The 21,451-nt window shown below is 40.2% G+C and carries 17 protein-coding genes and 1 pseudogene; 16 read left to right on the top strand and 2 right to left on the bottom strand.

The annotated features are described in order from the left end of the window. Positions 1–15: 15 nt before the first annotated feature. The 4 genes from EGM68_RS22420 to EGM68_RS22405 are packed head-to-tail and all read left to right on the top strand — an operon-like array spanning position 16 to position 5,531. Positions 16–1,554, top strand: coding sequence for a class I SAM-dependent DNA methyltransferase (locus tag EGM68_RS22420; protein WP_129550051.1), 1,539 nt, complete (start codon positions 16–18; stop codon positions 1,552–1,554). Continuing rightward, complete coding sequence (locus EGM68_RS22415) at positions 1,554–3,197, top strand: restriction endonuclease subunit S (protein ID WP_165264072.1); 1,644 nt, start codon at positions 1,554–1,556, stop codon at positions 3,195–3,197. The genes EGM68_RS22420 and EGM68_RS22415 overlap by 1 nt, the downstream gene beginning before the upstream one ends. Next, positions 3,178–4,716 (top strand): AAA family ATPase, encoded by a 1,539-nt coding sequence (locus EGM68_RS22410; RefSeq protein WP_129550049.1) that lies wholly within the window; start codon positions 3,178–3,180, stop codon positions 4,714–4,716. Before EGM68_RS22415 ends, EGM68_RS22410 begins: the two co-directional genes overlap by 20 nt. Continuing rightward, the gene (locus tag EGM68_RS22405) at positions 4,713–5,531 is read left to right on the top strand and encodes a hypothetical protein (protein WP_129550048.1); all 819 of its coding nucleotides are present in this window, start codon (positions 4,713–4,715) and stop codon (positions 5,529–5,531) included. The genes EGM68_RS22410 and EGM68_RS22405 overlap by 4 nt, the downstream gene beginning before the upstream one ends. 589 nt (positions 5,532–6,120) lie before the next feature. Here EGM68_RS22405 and EGM68_RS26430 read toward each other — a convergent pair. Then, entirely contained in the window at positions 6,121–6,249 is a 129-nt protein-coding gene (locus tag EGM68_RS26430) for a hypothetical protein (protein ID WP_276311672.1), read from the bottom strand. Here EGM68_RS26430 and EGM68_RS22400 point away from each other — a divergent pair. The 12 genes from EGM68_RS22400 to EGM68_RS22340 all read left to right on the top strand — a co-directional run bounded on the left by EGM68_RS22400 (position 6,244) and on the right by EGM68_RS22340 (position 19,987). Continuing rightward, complete coding sequence (locus EGM68_RS22400; protein ID WP_129550047.1) at positions 6,244–7,218, top strand: DNA cytosine methyltransferase; 975 nt, start codon at positions 6,244–6,246, stop codon at positions 7,216–7,218. The genes EGM68_RS26430 and EGM68_RS22400 overlap by 6 nt on opposite strands. 481 nt (positions 7,219–7,699) lie before the next feature. Then, positions 7,700–8,839 (top strand): pentapeptide repeat-containing protein, encoded by a 1,140-nt coding sequence (locus tag EGM68_RS22395; RefSeq protein WP_129550046.1) that lies wholly within the window; start codon positions 7,700–7,702, stop codon positions 8,837–8,839. 15 nt (positions 8,840–8,854) lie between these two features. After that, on the top strand, positions 8,855–9,412 hold the full coding sequence (locus tag EGM68_RS22390; protein WP_129550045.1) for a hypothetical protein: 558 nt from the start codon (positions 8,855–8,857) through the stop codon (positions 9,410–9,412). A 22-nt stretch (positions 9,413–9,434) separates the two neighbouring features. Next, positions 9,435–10,094 carry a hypothetical protein gene (locus tag EGM68_RS22385; RefSeq protein ID WP_129550044.1) on the top strand — a complete coding sequence of 220 codons (660 nt, stop codon included), beginning with the start codon at positions 9,435–9,437 and terminating at the stop codon, positions 10,092–10,094. After that, complete coding sequence (locus tag EGM68_RS22380; RefSeq protein ID WP_129550043.1) at positions 10,091–11,515, top strand: phage baseplate assembly protein V; 1,425 nt, start codon at positions 10,091–10,093, stop codon at positions 11,513–11,515. Before EGM68_RS22385 ends, EGM68_RS22380 begins: the two co-directional genes overlap by 4 nt. A gap of 30 nt (positions 11,516–11,545) precedes the next feature. Next, a complete protein-coding gene (locus EGM68_RS22375) occupies positions 11,546–11,980 on the top strand; it encodes a DUF4280 domain-containing protein (RefSeq protein WP_129550042.1) in 435 nt (144 codons plus the stop codon). A gap of 11 nt (positions 11,981–11,991) precedes the next feature. Then, on the top strand, positions 11,992–15,054 hold the full coding sequence (locus EGM68_RS22370) for a phage baseplate assembly protein V (protein ID WP_165264070.1): 3,063 nt from the start codon (positions 11,992–11,994) through the stop codon (positions 15,052–15,054). Positions 15,055–15,065: 11 nt separating this feature from the next. Continuing rightward, the gene (locus EGM68_RS22365; protein WP_129550040.1) at positions 15,066–15,536 is read left to right on the top strand and encodes a hypothetical protein; all 471 of its coding nucleotides are present in this window, start codon (positions 15,066–15,068) and stop codon (positions 15,534–15,536) included. 1,095 nt (positions 15,537–16,631) lie between these two features. Further along, positions 16,632–16,952, top strand: coding sequence for a helix-turn-helix domain-containing protein (locus EGM68_RS22360; protein ID WP_129550039.1), 321 nt, complete (start codon positions 16,632–16,634; stop codon positions 16,950–16,952). Then, positions 16,927–17,355: an RNA-dependent RNA polymerase family protein gene (locus EGM68_RS22355; protein ID WP_129550038.1), complete on the top strand. Its 429-nt coding sequence runs from the start codon at positions 16,927–16,929 to the stop codon at positions 17,353–17,355. Before EGM68_RS22360 ends, EGM68_RS22355 begins: the two co-directional genes overlap by 26 nt. Before the next feature lie 80 nt (positions 17,356–17,435). Continuing rightward, positions 17,436–17,945: an RNA-dependent RNA polymerase family protein gene (locus EGM68_RS22350; protein WP_129550037.1), complete on the top strand. Its 510-nt coding sequence runs from the start codon at positions 17,436–17,438 to the stop codon at positions 17,943–17,945. A 1,205-nt stretch (positions 17,946–19,150) separates the two neighbouring features. Beyond that, positions 19,151–19,987 (top strand): hypothetical protein, encoded by an 837-nt coding sequence (locus EGM68_RS22340; protein ID WP_129550036.1) that lies wholly within the window; start codon positions 19,151–19,153, stop codon positions 19,985–19,987. A gap of 1,181 nt (positions 19,988–21,168) precedes the next feature. Here the strand turns inward: EGM68_RS22340 and EGM68_RS22335 are convergent. Beyond that, positions 21,169–21,416 (bottom strand): annotated as a pseudogene (locus tag EGM68_RS22335) (Tn3 family transposase); the annotation flags it as partial. Between the last annotated feature and the right edge of the window lie 35 nt (positions 21,417–21,451).

Raw genomic sequence — 21,451 nt, 5'->3', positions numbered from 1 at the left:
GAGAAAGGTAGCATAATGGGAAACACAGAAATTGTACAAAAGCTTTGGAATCTTTGCAATGTATTGCGTGATGACGGTATCACCTATCACCAGTATGTAACAGAGCTTACCTATATTCTCTTTCTTAAGATGATGAAAGAGACTGGACAGGAAGATAATATTGCGGAAAACATAGTTGGTCTTGCAGAGCTTCGCAAGAAGCTAAAAGTAGCAGAAAAAAACAAGGATTCCAAAAAAGATCAGCTTACCAACAAAGAAAAAGCAGAGCTTGCAGAAAAAGAAGAAATAGCCCAGTATTCTTGGGATAAACTTGCGGCGTTGTCCGAGGCAGAGTTAAAACCATACTACAACGCCATGCTGCGTCGCTTTGGCGATTATTGCAAAGGGCATATCCGTGATATTTACCATGATGCACGTAGCAATATTGGTGAACCCAAAAATCTGAAAAAGATTATATCCAGCATGGACAAGTTGGACTGGTTTAATGTTGAAAAAGACGGCTTTGGCGATTTGTATGAGGGCTTACTCGAAAAAAATGCCAACGAGAAAAAATCTGGAGCTGGTCAGTATTTTACCCCACGTCCGCTGATTGACGTAATGGTGTCTCTGGTTAAGCCGCAAGTAGGCGAAAAATGTAATGACCCTGCCTGCGGTACATTCGGATTTATGATAGCGGCGAATAAGTATGTATTTGATCATGTGGATAAAAACACGTTATCTCCAGAAGTATATTATTTTCAAAGATTTCATGCGTTTACTGGCTGTGAACTTGTGTCTGACACCCACCGCCTTGCGCTGATGAATGCCATGATTCACGGTATTGAAAGTGACATCATATGCGATGACACGTTATCCAATGCAGGAAAAGCCATCAAAGAGATAGATGTTGTGCTATCCAATCCACCATTTGGAACAAAACAGGGTGGTGAGCGTGCCAAGCGTGATGATTTTTCTTACGCAACCTCAAATAAGCAGCTAAACTTCTTGCAGCACATCTACCGCTGCTTGAAAAAAGATGGCAAAGCCCGTGCGGCTGTGGTTTTACCGGATAATGTGCTGTTTGCTGACGGCGATGGCGCCAAAATCCGTGAAGACCTAATGAACAAATGCAATCTGCACACTATTCTGCGTCTGCCCACCGGTATTTTCTATGCGCAGGGTGTCAAAACCAATGTGCTGTTTTTTAACCGTGGAATTATCGAAAAAGGCAATACCCAAAAGATTTACTTTTACGATATGAGAACTAATATGCCCTCCTTTGGCAAAACAACGCCGCTAAAGGTGGAGCATTTTGATAATTTTGTAAAGGCGTATCAAGCAGAAGACAGAGATGCGGTAAAAGATGAGCGCTGGAGTAGCTTTACCCGTGAGGAAATAGCGCAGAAAAACAACAGCCTGGATTTGGGGTTAATTCGTGATGGTAGCGTGTTGGATTATGAAGATTTACAAGACCCAATCGAAAGCGGAGAAGAAATTATTGCACAGCTGGAAGAAGCGGTGGATTTAATTATGAGCGTGGTGAAGGAGCTGAAATCCCTTGGGGGTGAATGCTGATGGCGAAGAAAAAAGGAAGCCTTTCACCGGAGGAAATACTGCAAAACGCCCTTGTACCCGATTGGGAGCAGCCGTATCAGGTACCGGAGAACTGGATGTGGGTTAAATTTGGTAGTTTAACTCATGATATGGCTGATGGACCATTTGGAAGCAATTTGAAATCTGAACATTATACCGAAGAAAAAGAGGCAAGAATCATCCAGCTTAGCAATATAGGTGAAGATGGTTGGCGAGAAGAAAACACAAAGTATACAACTTTCAACCATGCCTACACGATCGCAAAGAGTATTGTTTCTTCTGGTGATATCGTAATTGCAAAAATGATGCCTGCAGGTAGAGCAATTATAGTACCAAATAACGAACAAATGTATGTGTTATCATCTGATGCGATTAAAATGGTCCCTACTCGAGTGGTATCTACTCAATTTTTAGTACGCGGAATAAATTGCACCTTTTTTAGAAATCAAGTGCAAGAAAATACCCAAGGTATTATACGTGCAAGAACAAGCATAAGCAAATTAAAAGAGTATGCGTTCCCCCTCCCACCCGTTGCCGAACAACAGCGCATTGTCAACCGCATTGAAAGCCTGTTGTCCAAACTGGACGAGGCAAAGGAAAAAGCACAAACTGCCCTTGACAGCTATGAAAAACACAAAGCCGTTATTTTGCATAAGGCTTTCACAGGAGAGCTAACAAAAAAATGGCGGGAAGAAAACTGCGTGAGTTTAGATAGTTGGGAAAAACGCAAACTCGGAAAATGTGGTGAGTGGTTTGGTGGTGGAACACCTACAACATCCATTGCTGAATATTGGGACGATGGGACTGTTCTATGGGTAACCCCGAAAGATATGAAAAGCAACATTATAGTCGACACAATAGATCATATCACAGAAGCTGCAATTGAAAGTTCCTCCGCAAAGCTGATTGCTGATAATGCAATATTGTTTGTTGTACGAAGCGGAATTTTGCGAAGAATTTTACCAATAGCAATGACAAAATGTCCTGTAACTGTTAATCAAGATATTAAAGCTTTGGTTCCTCAAAATGTATCTCAAGAGTATATTTTTTGGGCTTGCATTGCAAATGAAAAATCAATACGGGACAGCTGTAGCAAAAGCGGAACAACTGTTGAAAGCATTAGCACAGGTTTGCTTCACGAATACATGTTACCTATCCCGACACCAGAAGAACAAAGCGAAATTGTCCGTATCCTTGAAAGCATTATTGAAAAAGAGCAAAAGGCAAAAGAGCACTCTAACGTGATTGAGAAAATTGACCTTATGAAAAAAGTAATCCTCGCTCGTGCTTTCCGTGGCGAGCTAGCCACAAACAACCCCGAGGAAGAAAGTGCGAAAGAACTATTAAAATCCATACTTTTGGACAAAATAAACACTGTACCATCAATAGAAAAGAAAAAAAGTGTACTGGTACTGGAGGATAGCAAAATGCCAAAGACGATTTTAGAAGCATTGAGCGAACATAAGAGCCTTACGCCCGAAAAATTAAAGGCTCAAACAGGCATAAAGGATATTGATGATTTTTATGCGGAACTTAAAAAATTGGTTGATACCGGTGCGGTGATAGAACGCCGTGAGGGGGAAGAGAATTATCTGGAGGTAAACAATGAGGGTAGACAAGCTTAGTATTGATAAATTCAAAAATCTGCAGAATTTTAGCATTGACATTGATGAAACGCAAAGTATTTCTGTGCTTATCGGGCAAAACGGAAGCGGTAAATCTAATTTAATTGAGGCACTATCCATCATTTTCCGGGACCTTGATTTGGAGGATATAACTGTTGAGTTTTCCTATACCATTGAATACCAATGTGGTGGAAAAAAAATAAAAATCGTCAGCAACAAAGATAAAAAAAGGTTTTTCGTTGACGAGGAAGAAGTAACGAAAACCGCATTTTACCGTGGGAGAAGTGTTCATCTGCCACGAAATGTGTTTGCTTATTATTCCGGTACAAGTCGCAGACTGGAAAGCCATTTCGATAAGCATGAGGAGATCTTTTATCGCAGGCTTTTGGATGATGATGATCGTGCACTTAGAAGAATGTTTTATGCACGCCTGATTCACAGCCAATTTGTTTTGCTTGCGTTTTTCTCGCTAATTGATGAGTTATCGAAAGAGACCCAAGATGACGGTCTATTAAATAAATATTTGGATGTTTTCGGTCTTGAATCGGTTTTATTTATACTCAAAGAACCAGAATGGAGAAAAGGGAAGGGACACCGAAAATCTGAGTTTTGGGGTGCCCGTGGTGTAGTGCGCAGTTTTTTAGATATGCTCTATCCTTTCGCATTGGCTCCGCTTAAAGAAAAGGTAACTGTAAAGCAAGGACGTTCCTCCAGCAAAAGAGAATTCACCTATTTGTTTTTAAAAGATCAAGATCAACTCTTGGCGTTTGCTAAAAACTTCAGCGAGAACACCGAATTTTTCAAGCATCTGGAAAGTATGTATCTATCAGATTTAATTGAAGACATTCATATTAAAATGAAAAAGTCTGATTGCACAGTTATAACTTTCAATGAAATGAGCGAGGGCGAAAAACAGCTACTAACCGTTATCGGATTAATCAAATTCACAAAAGAACAGGATACACTGTTTTTGCTGGACGAGCCGGACACGCATCTCAACCCAGCATGGAAGTTTGACTATCTGGATTTGATCGAAAAATATTGTGGAAAAGCAGACAATAGTCAATTTATTATTTCAACACATGATCCCATAGTGATTAGCGGTCTGACAAAAGAATCTGTGTTGATTTTTGAACGCAACGAGACCGGAACTTATGTGAAAAATCCGGATATTGACCCCAGAGGCCTTGGTATCGCTGGTGTGCTCACAAGTGAAATATTCGGGCAGATGACTGCGCTTGATCATAAGACGCAAAAAGACTTAGACAGAAAACGACAATTACAATATAAGCAAGATAGGACACAGGAAGAAGAAGATTTATACCTTGAACTGGAAGGCAAGCTTACAAAATTGGGTTTTTCAAGAACTACTCAAGATCCACTCTACGACAAATTTATTGAGCGATTATATTTAAGACCTGAATATCAAACGAAACCGCTCACGGAATCTGATAGAGATGAATTAATGAAAATAACTGATGAAATTTTAAGTGAGTTATTGAAGGAGGAGCAGGCGTGATATATATTGATATGTCAAAGCTTAATCTCGACCAAAGCTTGCTCGATGAGGGGGCAAGGCTTACGGCTGAGTTGTTGGTCACACCCGAAAAAGATCGCAAACAATTTATTGATGACAATAGCGCATATTGGACAAAATTAAAATTTGAATTTGAAAAATTATCGCATTACAAATGCTGGTATACGGAAGCAAAAGAGGATGTTTCGGCGTATACCATGGATCATTTCAGACCCAAAAATAAGGTTACAAATACTACACATCCTTATAAAATAAAAACAATTGCAAGTTCACAAGCTTATTGGTGGCTTGCCTTTGACCCTCAAAATTACCGCTTAATGGGTTCTACTCCAAATTCCAAAAAAGGTGTGAGATTCCCATTGCGCGAAGGGTCACCAATTGCTTTAAAAACAAATGAAATAGGAAACGAAGTGCCAGTTCTAATAGACCCAACAAACAAAGATGATGTGACTTGGATTGACTTCAACGAAGACGGAAAGGTATGCCCAGCTTGTTCAGATATAGAGTCTTGGTGCGCTATCAGAGTGTATCTTTCTGCAAAAATATATGGACTTGATTCTGAAAAATTGGTTAAGGCAAGAAAGGAAATTCGCACAACTTGCAAACGCATCGCTGACCGCATAGTAAGCATTTATCAACAAGACAATTATAATAATAATCCGCTTGTCCGTGAAGAAATGCAAGAAAAATGCAGAGAATTAAGGAACTTAGCTAACCCTGAAAGTGAATACTCTGCAGTTGCAAAAAGCTACATATTAAGCCATCCAGAATCATTTATTCGTAAATTTGCAGTGTAGACAGTGACTAGAGTGAGCTAAAAATCATTATCCACTATGTTTCGAGTTAACTCTAGGGTTAAGACTATGATTATCCCAACATTATAAACGGAAAATTGCAATTACATGATAGGGATAAACCAGCAGATTTTGTAGAAGCACTTTTTATTGTACGTCTGGTTAAGCCTCGATTGAGTTGGGTGCGCATTTGGCGATAGCCTAGAATGCCAGTTCGCTTGTCATAACGGCCCTTCACTTCTTTAGCCAACATGTGTATTTCACGTTCTCTGGCAGAAGGTGTCCACTTTAACCACTTGTAATAGGCAGATCGAGCTACATCAGTTAACGCACATAACGTCGCAATAGTGTAACCTTTTTCATCATGTAGTTCTTGTATCGCTTGATCCCGTTCTACATGTCGAACTAGGGTTAGCGTGGTTTTCGTCGCTTGATCCCTGCCCACTTTTTTGCGAAGACATTCTCTATCTCCAGATATTCATTTCGTGCTTCCAGTTCTTTGATCCGCAGCTTGAGTCGTTCCTGCTCGCCTAGTTCCTTCTACAGGCTTTTAACGCCTCCGATGTCTTGGAGACGCTTGATATTTCCGAACCTATTCATATACTTGCAGACAAGACACACCAAATTCCTCCATCGCTTTCTGATAGTCTAGACCATTAGCGAGGGTATATTGTGCAATTTCAATCCGTTTTTCTAAAGTTATCTTCCGTTTTTTATTCATAGGAGATCGTCCTTTCCCTTTAATACCGGCCAGACTCAAAAAATTGATGTTTTGGTTGGCGGTCCGCCCTGTCAGGCTTATTCGCTTGTTGGAGGAGCCAGAGATCCACAGAAGAAGGAGAATGATCCGAGGGACTATCTCTATAAACAGTATGTGAAATTTCTGGCCAAATATCAGCCTGATATTTTTGTGTTTGAAAATGTACCTGGAATTTTAAATGCTGGCGGAGGATCCTATTATAGGGGTATTCAAGATTTAATGAGAGAAATCGGATATGAAATCAAACATAAAACCTTGGATGCTTCTCATTACGGAGTGTTACAAAAGAGAAAGAGAGTTATATTAATAGGATGGAACAGGGAGTTGGGATACGAATATCCGCGTTTTACCCAAATCGAACAGCTTGCATTAGTCGAAGATATCTTTTCGGACCTGCATCCACTTGCACCAGGTGAACAATTGAATGAATATGTTAAAGAACCAACACCATACCTTAGGGATACTAATATTAGAAATGAAGAGGATATATTAACACAGCACTTAACCAGAATGCATAATGAGAGTGATCTTGAAATATACAATATTGCAATAGACCTTTGGAATCGAGAAAAAAAGCGTTTGAAGTACACAGATCTCCCAGAAAGATTAAGAACGCATAATAATCTTAAGGCTTTTCTGGATCGATTCAAGGTTGTTGCAAGAGATCTACCCTATTCACATACAGTAGTGGCTCATATAGCCAAGGACGGGCATTATTATATACATCCGGATATTAACCAGTCCAGATCAATATCTGTCAGAGAGGCAGCGAGCCTTCAGTCGTTTCCTGATAATTTTTATTTTGAGGGACCACGCACAGCTGTATTTACACAGATAGGTAATGCTGTACCGCCGTTGATGGCTGAAACTATAGCTATGGAAATCAAAAAGATGTTAATTGGTGAAGTACAGTTATCATTTATGGTTTAGTGATTTTAAAAGGAACTATTACAAATATGTCTCACTAAGCACAAAACGAGCCTTAGAAGCGATTCTAAAGGCTCGTTTTTCTTTAACTGTTTTGTTGTTATAAAGAAAATGGACTTTTGAAGACACTCTTACAGGGTATATATGAATTTGATTTATTCGTAAAATGCATATGAACTTCAGGTTCCTTAGTTTAAATTATTATTTCAATAATGTTGATTGCTCTATCTCCCTAGTTAAAATAATCTTGTTAAGTTAGTTATGTAGCAATATGTATTTGGAGCTAATATTGAAAATAACACGTACTATGGTTCTTTCTGTAAACAAAATCGCTAATCTGTCCGATACATACATAAGAATGATTTACTGTTAAATATACCCTTGAAAATTATGATTTCACATATCATTTATATAAAATTTATATTTTAGAATAACTGGATATTGCACAACATTGTAAATTCAGTTGCGAGAAAGGAGATAGGATGTGAATCGTGAAGAGGTTCTTCGACATTTTGCAAATGAGATCTATGAACCCCTAAAGCATCAAATGTTATTTGCATTGGAAGCCCATTTTCAAAATCATAAGTATACCTTAGCCAAGACATTTCGCAATTCACTAGAGCAAATACTCGGGAAAGCCAAGCAGATGCAGTATGAAGGCACCAAACAGGCGTTGGGATATATATCTTACTCCATGCTTCGTACCGATTTGGTAAACGGAAGGGCGACCTATTTGGTGGAGGCCATGGACAAGACGTGGTTTATGGATCGCCATCCTTGCCGGGATACCTATGATGCAGAATGGGCCTTTCGCTATTTGGACGAGTGGGAGACGGAATTAAGTAAGCACGCTAAGAAATATGGTGGAAGAATCGGCTTGGATGATATTCAAAGGATGAAATTGCGCGCGGCAATACATATTCACCAATATATCATTGCTTTTGCGCGTTTTAGTATCACAGAAGAATGGTTGGATGCAATACAGTTTGCTCATGAAATACAGTTGGAAGATGTGTTCGAGCTGAGAGTCGGAGAATATTGGGACCAAAGTGAAATCGTTTATAAACGGGATGTGCGTGTCAAAGATTCGACGGTGATGAAAGATTGGCTTGAGGAAAAGAAGCCATATGACTACATACATGAAGTTTTTCGGGGAATTGACGGATCCCGAGGAGATTATGAGGGAATACGTCTGCAATATGCCGATTTGAGTGAAAGTTCTTTTAACAATAGTGTTTTTACAGGAGGAAATTTGATTGGTTCCCGTTGGAATAAAGCCTGTTTACAAGAAGCGGATTTTAGCGGTTGTTTGATTCAGGAAGCCCGTTTTGAACAAGCCAACTTAAAGGGAGCATCTTTCCGGGATGCAATAGCTGTATCTGGAATTTACCAGTCTAAACGATGGGAAAGACCCGGTTTTCAACCCGTAAGTTTTGCAGGAGCGGATCTTACAGGAGCCCAATTTCAGGGAGCCTATTTGAAGGATGCAGATTTCACCGGGGCCATATTGCAGGGGGCTGACTTCATGGGGGCAGCGTTTGAGGGAGCCTGCTTCAAAGGAGCGGTGCTGGATGGAAGCCGGTTTAGTTTAGGTATGCATCCAGCCATTCAGAGTCTAACTTAATTTGGATAACACAATGTGGGACAAACGGAATGGAAGGGACGTGGCATAGTGGAGTATTTCCTTTGTCAGCACGATGATCGGATGTTGTATGCTGCTGTACCCGTGTGGGATGAAGAGGCAAATGCAGAGATGATGGACCTAAATGACTGGACGAACTGGCCAGCATCTTATGCTGCGCAGTTTAAGGTTAATGGTCACGATTATACGGTTTACCCTGATATTCTAATGGGTTCCAGGATGATGGTATCTGATGCTGTGCATGAATTATTACAGGTCTTTGTGCCGGGCTTGTTCAGCCGCATGGCTTTGCTTCGGGATATGGAACGTTCGCAGCAAAAGTTGTATTGGATGATTCAACCCCCTTTAGTGGATTGTTTGGGTGAGCAAAGCCAATTTCGTCCCGGAGGAACATTGATGAAGCTGGTCGTAGATCGAGAACGTACCAAGGGGAAATCTCTATTGCAAGTTCAAGGGTTGCGTGAAACCTACACGTTGGTCAATCTGGCATTGGCGGAAAGTCTGTTGCGGAGAGGGACAAGTGGCATCACCTTTCAGGAAGTCGCCATGCAGTAATAAAGATGGGAGTGGATGATATATGGAACATCTGGATAAGAAAATTGTTTCGTTGCTACACACAGTAACAGCAGAAAATACCGAAAATGATCAATCTTTAATTCAGGATGAAGGAGTGAATCACGCTCACGGGAAGGAACCGTTTGGACAGCCCTTACAAACATTTATGCAACTCGGTGGGGAAAGATTTATTTTTGCTCAGCGACATTTGCTGGATGAACGCATCAGTATAACAATGCCAAAGAGCTTTCGGGATATGCCCATGCACGAGCAACGATTAAAATATCCCTCTCATCATCGTCCGGATTTTATTTTTACCAATGACACAGGCACGATTAACTTAACCTTCAAGCATACCGAGAGTCCATTACAAACCGAAGAGTTGGAAAACTTTACGGATGAGATGGCTCAGGTGGTAAAACAAACCCAGAAGTTGACTGAATGGTTTGGCCATGAAGTGCTGGAGAACGAAGAGTGTCAGATTGGATACTGTGAATTTATGACACCAGTATGGAATGCGCGTGTGTATAATTTATCCTTTTTTACGGTGCTGGAAGGACGTGCGCTCATGTGTACTTTTAACTGTACGGATGAAGAAATGGCGACCTGGCAGCCAATAGCCCGCAGTATGCTGCTAACGTTGAAAATCGAGTCTGAGCGAAAGGAAAATCAACCCTTATGACATTAACCCACATTACATATGATCGGCTGCAAATTACGCCATTTGAATTGGTTAGCATTCAGGAACTCCATATGACCAAGCGACTGAATGAGCACACCCGGCTCTCTTTTACCGCCATTTTACCTGAAGAATTACAGGACAGTTATGTCCAGTTGATCGAAGCCGATTCGCCGGTTTGCGTGTCGCAGCTGGATGAGGCAGGCACTCCAACACCGCTATTTAACGGAACGGTGCTCCATATGGAAGTCAAAGTGGTAAGAGATGTGTATTACCTGGAGGTCGAGGCAATATCACACACGTATAAGCTGGATATTCGTAAAAAGAACAGGTCCTTTCAAGATAAAAATATGAAGGTTGAGGAATTGCTGCGAGCTGTAGGTGCAGATTATCCCGGTTTTGATATCATTGATTCGGCTACAGGGGGAGCGACTTTAGGCCGTATAGCAGTCCAATATCGTGAAACCGATTGGGAGTTCCTCAAGCGGATCGCTTCGCGTTACCATACTTCACTCACGCCTGCGTCGGTATTTGATGTGCCGAAGTGCTATTTTGGAGTCGAGGAAACCCAGTCTGGACTGGACTTAACCAATTATCATTATACCGTCAGCAAGCGAGTTGGAGATTATCGTTATTTTAACGGCAATGATACAGCACATGTAAACGAGCATGATTTTATTGATTACCGGGTTGAGGCAAAGCAGGTATTGGAGCTCGGCAGCACCGTTACCTTTAAGGGTAAAAATCTGTATGTGTACAAGGTAGACACTCATATGCAAAAAGGAATGATGCAGCACGTGTATACCCTGACTTCCCACAAGGGATTGAGACACCAAGAGGTGTTTAACGAGCAGCTTATCGGTCTGTCTTTACCAGGTAAAGTCATTCAGGTAGAGCGGGATCGTATCAAACTGCATTTACATATCGATGCCACACAGGACCCTGCAAAGGCTCACTGGTTCACCTATGTTTCTCCTTATACTGCGGAGGGCCATAGCGGATGGTATGTAATGCCTGAGCTCGGGGATACCGTGCTGCTCTATTTCCCTGCCCATCGCGAGGAAGAGGGCATGGCAAGTACATCTTTGCGCGAAAAGAATCAGAGTACGGGACAACATGCTCTTGCACACCCTGACATCAAATTGTTTCGTACCGCCCACGGCAAGGAAATCAAATTAACCCCTGATGAAATTGTCATCACCAGTAAAGAGGGGACGATGTATATCCAGCTAAATGAGAAAAATGGAATTCACATTGTAAGCGATAAACAGATTCAGTTTTCAGCAGGAGGGAATATCTCTATTCATTCCGGCAGTAAAGTGAAAATCACGGCCGGGGATGAAATTCAAATGACGAGCAAAGGCAGTACCGTATCGCTGGGTGGAATAACCAATGTTCTGGGCAGTGAAGTAAAAACAAACTAAGAAAGGACATGGGGAAGGGGGAAAGGAAGAATGGCAAAAAAGTCTCATTCGGAAGAGGAACCTATTCAGGCTGGACGGGGAAGTAAGCAAGGATACGTAGTTGCCGGGGCCATCTTGAGCTGCAGTTTTGGTACGCAGCCGACACGTCTCAAACGTCCGTTCAGTCACGGAGTATATGTAAAAGAGAAAGCGCAAATGAACGTTGGAGATTACTTGCCAGGAACCAATATCAGCAATTTCGGTCGTTGCTCCTGCCCAGCTAACCCAGCGGTCAAAAGCAGTGACATGGTGGATATCTACGGGGTGAAAAAAGCGAACTGTGTTCCGCTCATCACCGGACCCTGGATCGGCGGCAAAAGTGATGTGCTTGTGGAGGGAGAACCAGCCTTGCTGGATCAATGCTCGAATGCGTGCCTATACGGGGGAATGATTCGGATTACAGACGATGGCCAGACGCTGGAGTAAGGAGGTACAAGTTGAATCACACACAAACGATGTTAACGTATACGGAGTTGGAATGTACAGGTCCATATCCTCTTCAAACGATAAGCGAACTGCGTATCGAACGAAAACTAAATGACCACGCCCGGTTAAAGATCAGTGGATGGATAGATGAGGAACAGAGAGATCATTACATAGAACAGGATCAGGATAACGAACCGGTCATTATCCGTACCAAAACAGAAAATGATCAGCCTGAACGCATTTTGTTCCATGGTTTACTGGTCCATGCAGAAACACGGATGGTGCGTGGCATCTATTATGTGGAGCTTGAAGCCGTATCTCATACAATTCAGTTGGATATCACACCTGTAACTCGTTCTTATCAGGATACTTTAATGCCCTACGGAAATTTGATCAAGCAAATCATACAGAAGTACAGCCAGGCCGATGTTATTGATAACGTAACAAACGGTGCTACCCTGCATGCATTTACTTTACAGTATCAGGAGACGGATTGGGCCTTTCTCAAACGGATCGCTTCCCGATTTGGAGCTGTGCTGGTCCCGGAAATTTCACTAAACGGGCCCAAATTCTGGTTGGGTATGCCGGAGGGACAATACGTTGAAATGAAGCATCCCGTTTACCGTACTCGGCGCAGTTTTGATCCCAACAGCAAAACAAAATTTAGCTACTTGCTGCAGAGTGAAAAGCTTGCCCGGCTTGGGGATCTGACGGATTGGAATGGCGAGCAATGGATGGTAGCGCAAGTCACTTCTGAATTGCAAAAAGGAGTGCTGCTACACGAGTATGAACTGATTCACGAACAGGGAATTCATCAAACAGAGATTTTGTGCTCGAACCTCACCGGAGCCTCACTGGAAGGGCATGTATTAGAGATCCAGTCAGGCCGAATACGTGTTCACCTTACAGTGGATGAGAAGCAGGATCGGGAAACGGCGTGGTGGTTTCCATATGCCAGCAGTTATACAGCCGAAGGGAACAGTGGTTGGTATGTCATGCCGGAACGAGGAGATAGGGTATCCGTCCGGTTCCCTACAGAGCAGGAGGCGGACGGATATGCGGCAAGCTCCATACGACAAGGGAGAAACTCGCCGAAGCTCGCTGACCCAGCCACCAAGTATTGGGGGACACCTCATGACAAGAACATCAAGCTAAGTGCCAGTGAATTGAAGATGACGGCCAAGTCGGAGCAGGTTCATATTCAATTGAATGCATCGGGTGTTCAGGTCGTCAGTGAGCATGAGTTGTCATTGTCGGCAGGGAAGATGCTCTCTTTGCATGCAGATGGGGAGCTGAATATTCAAGCTGCCGAGGCTATTTATTTCAAAGCGGGCAGCAGCAGCTTGGTGTTGGATGGAGAAACGGATATACGGTCCGCTAAAGTACAGCTGGAAGGCACGGTTAAAAGACCGGTTTTTGTTGCTGATTTAGCACCGATTTGGGAGCCCCCATTAATGTCTGTAAAAGCCTATGCAGAGGCGCAGGCGGCGAAAAGTGCAGCAAGCAGCAGTACAGGAGGAAGCTCCAATTCAAGCGTTACGTCGAAAGATGGTGGAGTCGTTAAGTCGGCTGTAAACACTCCCAGTTCACCGAAGGCTAGTCTACTGGATGGCGTATTGGGATTAGCTCAGAAAGTATGTGATGTGGCTGCGTCGATTCCCGTATTGGGAGCCATACCGAAAGCAGCAAGTCAAAAAATAGCTTCAATTCGTTCCGAGGTCGCTTCCTCCGGACCGTCATCCATAGTTAAATATGCGGCAGCCGGATTTTCCATGATTGCCAGCGTACCTTCCCATGGTTGGGGAGTGGTGTTGGGGAAGAGCGCCAAGGTTGTTGCCCAAACCTTGCATGCGCATGCGGAGGAACAAAGAACGCGTGAACGGCATGCGACGATGGATTTCCTCGGTAAGGTATGGACGAGTGCCAGGGGATATGGAGAAGTACAATCCATACATGACTTCATCAACTATGTAAAGGGAGTCAATCAAGCTTCCGTACAAGCCTATAGCGAAATTCCCCTTGATATACGGGAACGCTGGGATCAAAGAAACGTGGATCAACAGTTTGAAAAGGCGCTGGATGCTTATTATAATAATCAGGACCTCTCCACAGATATAATCGCTTTAATGGAACATCAGCGGCAGACAGACAACCATTTTCGATTTAGTGACAGAGCTTTAATGAGTTCCAAGTATCGGGATGACATGAAAGGATACACGACGGAACAGAAGAAATATTTGATTGATTTTCTGAATTCGATTGACGATTATAGAAAAGAATATGGGCCGTTTAGGGAAAGTCCTTTTATGAAAGACCTGGATGAGACTGAGCGGATTGTGTTCAATGAAATCAAAAACTCTACTCATGAATATGTAGAGGCGACATGGGAGCGAATACGTAACTTCCCTAATCTGGATATTCGTCAAATGGTGATTGATAACTTCAAAGGAAAACAAGACGTAGCAGATAAAATTGTTAAAGTCATAACGCAACCAGATACTGTTTATGAAAAAGCAAAAAACAGCTCCAAGCAAGAAAATGCCCATCTGTTAGTAGAAGCAGCATTTGCGTTTGTGGTTGGAAGGAAAGGAAAGAAAGGAAAGAAACATTCCAAAGATGACGGTGCTTCACTAGGAGGGTCACATAAGAAGGATGATCACACTCCTGAGGAGAGAGGAGAAAAGTCAAGCGAACTAACAGGGGAAACTCCCAAAAATGAGGGAAGTCATAAAAGTGTAGGTAATCATTCTGTAACCAAAGTGATGTCAGAAAACGCAGCAAAATATAGAGAGAATCTTAACTATGACTGTTCTGAAATAGCAGATGATTTAGCACAAGCAGCGGGTGGAAAAGGTGAAGTGCTAACTATTAGATCGTCCGAAAAATTCGGGCAGATAGAGGTAACTGAATATGGATCGAAGGTTGATTTTGACTATCATACGGTTTATTCAGATGGCAAGTATATTTACGATCCACGATACAGTGAAGTGCCGATTCCTAAGGATGCCTATCTTGAAAAACTGAAACAGTCCAATGGCGGGAATATCGAAGTCACTACAGAAAAATTGGAATAGAGGCGAGGGTAATGCAACGGAAAAGCTTTTATTTTAAACATTCGTCAGAAATAAGAAAGAATGAAAAATTGGCTTATACTATTTCAAAACTTGGGTCTTTCGAATGGGTTAGAACTGTTATGTATTTTGAGGATGATATATATAAATTACCACCAGGATTCTTCTTTAGGTTTTCTAACGGCGAGGAAATATATAATCAATTGAAAGAATGTATAAGATCATTTAAAGGAAGCCTTGGTTGGATTATGTATGTGAGTAAAGATACAAAGAATAAAAATTATATTATTGAACCTACTGAAGTGTACATGGCAAAGTCTACAGATGAATTTCACGAGCATTATAACGTTAAAAAAATTTTAGAAGATAGATATAACTGCATATGTGAGTTAGCAATCGAGGATATTGAGCCGCTTTGTCTGCATATTGAGACTTGGTTTAATTTGGAGGATGCAAGACCTGTATTACCTAAAATACCTGAGTGATTATTTAACTGTGTACGTATGAAAAATAACTCCTATGAAAGTTTATTTCCCCTAGCCTGAAAAAGTTTAGGCTTATATATTATTGCATACGTATAGCTTTGATGCTTGAAGCTGCATATGAACGAAGGAAAAAGTACCAAGCCTCACTTAAACCGAGAAATGAGTAATAAATATTTGGGATATTTACAACATAATGGATTTTTGTCGATATAAAATACTATAATAATATTAGATCGTCAGTATAAAACTGTTTAGCAAATGGGTCATCTAACTTTAGACGGCCTATTTGTGTATTCATAGAATATACTGGTAGGTAGTTTTAAACGAATTTAAGTGATTTATCCCTACAAGAATATTAGGGAGGAACACGACGGCTCTCATTCAACTATCTTAGGATGCATGAAGAACCATATCAAAAGTTACAACTCACCGCGAGTAAAACTTCCAATTTATTCTAAGGTCGCCTAACTCTGCTCATAGCTAACTAAAATCATATATGCGAAAAAATATTCGCTATTTGCGAAAAAAATCTTTACAGGATATTATTTCTAATGATAGACTATTAGTGCAGTGAGAGGTTTAGTAGATTTTTCTATTACCCATGGTCATCTTCCACAAATTGGAGTTTAATTACTCGCGGAATACAAACTTGTATTCTACCTAATGAGGGTCGCACGGCGTCGGATGGCGCTGAACGCCAACAGGCGGCAAACCGATCATTACACCGCGCGCTAGGGATTGCACGCGGTGCGAAAGGAATTAGGTAGGTATCCTTCGTGCACCTTCTTTCTTTCAGGGAGGGAACTAAGTCCAAAATCTTTCTTAGTTCCGAAAGGAGACTGCAAATGCAGAAAAATTCACTGTCCACGAAGGACTACCCCATCGAAGTACAGTCTAGAGTTTCACGGAAAGAGAAACATCGCTCCTCAATTAAGTTATTGATCTTTAAGTATCCATTCAAGATTTTAGAGGGGATTCTTACAATTGTCAGGCTTATTGTGGTTTTCCGTGATCTTCTGAAGTAGTCGAGTTAAAATGGGGAGCCTACCTAATTTTAATTTTATGTTTATTGATTGTGAAAGGTGGATCAATACTATGATTGGAGAAATCCTTAAAAGAACAAGATTGATCTATGGGTATAAGGCAAGCGTTTTGAGTGAGAAACTTGGAATTTCTTCAAGTTATTTATCCGAAATTGAGAATAATAAGAAAAAACCTCCATTAGATCTGCTTGAGAAATATGCAGCTGTTTTTGACATGAAAGTATCGACTCTAATACTTCTTTCTGAAGATCATGATGATGCAGTACGGAAAAATTGCACTGAAGATTTTGTAAAGAAGATGATGATTAAATTTATTGAGTTAATGTCAAAAAATGAGGTAGATTCAGATGGCCAAGATGATAAAAAAGTATGACTTTAATCAATGTGTTTTTTATAAATTGAAAAGTAAGAATAAGCTAGCAAAGTACCTAAATCTTGAAGTTAGTCAGTTAAAACAAATTGAAGCTATGATAAAATATCGTACTTTTAATCATAAGCAGGAAGGGAAGAAAGATCGTTTGATCACTGCACCCAATGATGATTTGAAAAGGGTGCAAAAACGTGTTCTTCAGTTGTTAAGTAGATTGGAAAGACCGTCTTGGCTTATTTCGGGTGAACGAGGCAAAAGTTACATAGACAATGCAAAAACGCATCAGAAATCAAAGTATGTTTTAACTATAGATATTCGTAGCTTCTATGGAAATACTATCCGAGAATATGTATATCTTTTCTGGCGAGATGAAATGATGATGTCAAATGATACCGCAGAATCCTGACAAATATATTAACATATAATGGGGCGATTCCGACGGGAAGCCCGGCAAGTCAACTAACAGCTTATTATGCATACCGAAATATGTTTCATGAGATCCAAGCTCTTGCTCATGAAGGGCATGGATGTATATTTACCTTATATGTAGACGATATGACTTTTTCCAAAGAAACACCTTTTAGCAAAGATCAGTTGCGGAATGGTGTCGACATTCTTCTAAGAAAGTACGGACATAAGCCGAGCTATCGCAAAATGAGATATTACTCTAAAAATAAAAACAAACCAATTACAGGAGTTGTGTTATCTAAGGATCATACTCTCTTAGTAAGTAATTCACTGCAGAATAGAATTAAACGTGATTCCTTTTCAGTGCTTAAAGGTGGGCAACAGTTAGGAATTCCAGAATTGCAATCTTTTAAGGGAAGGTTACAAGCTGCTCAAATCGTTAATCCAAGAGTATTTCCAGAACTCACTAAATTTACGAATGAAGCTATGAAAAGCGTTTTAGCAATTGATACAAATAATATTGTAGCAGACAATATTTCAAATAAGCCTTCTACTAACTATGAATTAATGAGAAAGAGTAGGGGATAGAGGGTATATGAATAAGCGCAACTATATTGGGAGATTACTCAGAACAAGCATCAGTTTTATTATTATTTACACAAAATCAGAAAAGCTTAAAATTAAAAGGTACAACTGATCAAATCTTCTTGAAATAAGAGGGGCTAAGCTACTCCTAAGGAATAGACATCTAATTCTACGAGTGCTAATTTGAGCCGGCTTCTAGAACCTTGGAAGTGTATCACAAAAATAAGTGCCAAATAGGTTAAGGCCTGTCTGGCATTTATTTTATAAGAAATCACTGTTTCCATCTGTACAGATCATTCCTGATGTAAGGGGATAGTTTTAGGATCGGCAAGGAAGATTGTTTCTTCAAATGAAATACTTGTTGTCTGGCATTTTTTTGTTGAGATTTATATAGTTATGACATTTTGTTATGATGTTGTTTTTCTTCACTTTACCTCCCGTTTTTAACGTCTTTGATGGCTGCCATCCGAATCAAGCTTTTTTTTCATCTCATTCTTTCTTGAAGACACCCTATCGTACCGAGCAACTTGGAGATGAAAAGCGACTTCATCCGTAAGTGCTTCAGTTGGAAACTCCAAGGTTAACTCTTCAGTGACTCATCTCTTAACACACAGTGCCTACTGTTTTTAACGAATAATTAATAGTGGTTCTTCCTTTTGTAATTCGCTTTACTCACGTAAATCTCGAAAAAAAAAAAGACAAAATCCAGTGTGGAATCTGATTCTATGTGTTCGAAGTGTTGGGCATATTCTTTAGGTGAATCATATTTATAATTATTTATTTTCGGATATTTTTTTTCTAAAAAATTCCAATAATAGGCGGCGTATCAGGAAAACCTGAAAGTCGCCATTTAACTAAACATGAGAGAAATTTAGCTAATCAAATTCTTGATGATATTTCAGCGCAAGCTCGGGGTGACGAAAGTGCTAGAGCGCGTCTAAAGGCATTAAACGATCATGTTCTTGATAGTAGACGCAATGGGCAGAATTATGCAGGATGGAATTCTGTATATATAAGAGATGAATATGGAAACAATGGCGTAATGCAAATTATTTATAGGCAAACTTCCGAAGGTATTGAGTGGAATGTAGTACAATGGCACTAAGTTTTTCTATGGTAGAATTGTTTTTTTATTGCCATTAATCTGATATAAAGTCGTGTAAAAAGTTAAATTAAGTAACACTAACAATAGAAAGGGAGAAAGTCTAGTGGACGAGAAAGTTAAATATATTAATGAGCTATTCAAATATCTAACACAAAATAATGATACAAAAGAATATCAAACGTTTTTTGCTCTACTAGAAAAAGTAAAATATAATCCTAGCTTGCTAGAATATTACGGAGAAGAATTTGTTGAACATTTGATAGACCTTCTCCCGCGTATAGAAGATAAGTATGATCAAGCTTCAGTAATAGAAACAATCATTGAATGTTTAGACATTTACACATTTAGTGAAAACTACCTCAAGGAAATCTTTGATAAATATATGTTATGTGTAGCTGAAAAAGCTGTTAATGTGAAAGGAATGTCAGCTTGTTTAATAGGGTTTATACAAGCGGGAATTAGTGAAAAAGAAATAATTAAGAAGTTGGAAGAGAATTTAGAGAAAGAACACTTAATAAACGTACTCTCAAAAATGTACATCAATTTTCTTGCTAATTCTGTAGAAGCCAAATCTTACTTGATGAAGGAAATACAAGAGGCTTATTATTTAATCCAGCGTTCTGGAATTATCGCTCAATTTTTATTATTAGTGCATCCACACGTTCGGAAATATGCGGGAATAAGTCAGATCACGTTCTTATACGATTCATACAGAGGTGTGTATGAGGATTGCTGGCCAAGAGGGTTACTTCCCAATATGAAAGATACGCTTATTAAGTCAAAGGTGCTGTCATCAAAGGAAGTAAGTATTTTAGAAGAGTTGGATAGGTTAATCAATAAGCAAGAAAAAGAATTAGATTCGATGGAAGTTAGAAAATTGTATGAAGATTTTTTCGCAGGTAAAGATCCACTTGAGGTAATCTTTACTTTGCCAGTGTAGAAAATTATGTAAGATGATTCTACCTAACCACTTGATGATATGTTCCTTGGATTAAGCGGGCGGTAGATAACGAAGCCAAGCAAATTCGATTATTCTTACCCCTGCTAAGATTGAATTGATATGTTATTCCGATGTGACATATTCAAGATTAAATAATCGCCCTATGCTTCTGTGTGTGATTCCTACCTATAGAGTGTCTACCATATAAGGCGAAATATCTCGAAAGGAGAAATCGTTTATATCATCCTGTAAAAGACTGCATTCAAAAGTTTGGGCTAACACATCGGGCGTTTGTCGTTCTGCATGATATCTCTTGAGAGTTTCGTAGTTGCTTGTTTATTGCTACACTGATTCCATCCCCCGCCTCGGCTACGATGAACAGGAAGCATATATCTTATGATGGAAGTGGAGAGCAGCAAGAACCTACCGCCGTAGCGGTAGGCAGAGTGAATCAATGAAGCATCTCCTTTAGATACGACATAGTTCTTATACGGCGGGAGAATGTGCTTGAACATGGCTCTGACAATATGGACGAGCTTGTCGCAATCTTCGTCAAGCATATCAAAAACCAGTCGGCAATCTTCTACAACAAATTTATGAAGAAGATTTAATAAGGCAAATATACGATATTCAAAATAAATCAAAAAAACTTGTTTTGTATGCAGAAATGACACTCTTTTTCTTTATCCTGATATAAAATATTCTTCTCCTCACAACTTAATAAGGGAGAGCATTACTTTAAATTGGGTAAGACAGTTTGTACTAATTGTGGGTTTAAACTTTATAATGATGTAAGCGAACCAGCGGATTATGGAATAAACTAAGCGGAAGACCGTATTTGGGAGTCGGTTTCCAATTTTTTTGTATGGAAATTTTAGGCGGTTCCAAACTTTTTATTTTTCGCCTGTTTCAAATGCCGCAACAAACCCTATAAAATCAACAAAATTGGTTCCATACTTTTTTATCATCCGACATTAATGTTGCGTACAGACAATAAAGTTGTATACTAATTATTAATGACGGATAACAAGAATATCTCTTCTTGATAAGTATTTAATAAAAAGCCCGATGAGCACGTATCATCGGGTTTTTATTAAATTCAGAGGGTGACTGCTTAGGTTTCAATCAGAGCGAATATAAATTGCATAACAAGTCAAAAGTTTTTGAATCCTTTCCTGTTAGCGAAATCCGAGCAAATGCGTTAAACCAAAGACTTGTTGGTTTAACCGGCTGTATCCGTATAATGCACCTCGATGGCCAAGTCCGTTCCATGGTGGAGCAAATCGACGATGACGTGTACGGCATCCCGAGTGTTCATATTGATGACTTTCGTGTAGAAAATGAAAAATTGGTCGCTCACGAACCGATAAATCGTAGCTCCTTTTCCCGTCCCGTAATGGGACTTCGCATCTACGTGAAGCGTTGAAACTATTAGGAAATTCAACTGATGAAAACTCAATATCT

Origin of the sequence: Paenibacillus sp. M-152, assembly GCF_003856555.1 — a bacterium.
Classification (GTDB): domain Bacteria; phylum Bacillota; class Bacilli; order Paenibacillales; family Paenibacillaceae; genus Paenibacillus; species Paenibacillus polymyxa_C.
This window is presented reverse-complemented; position numbering and strand designations above follow the sequence as displayed.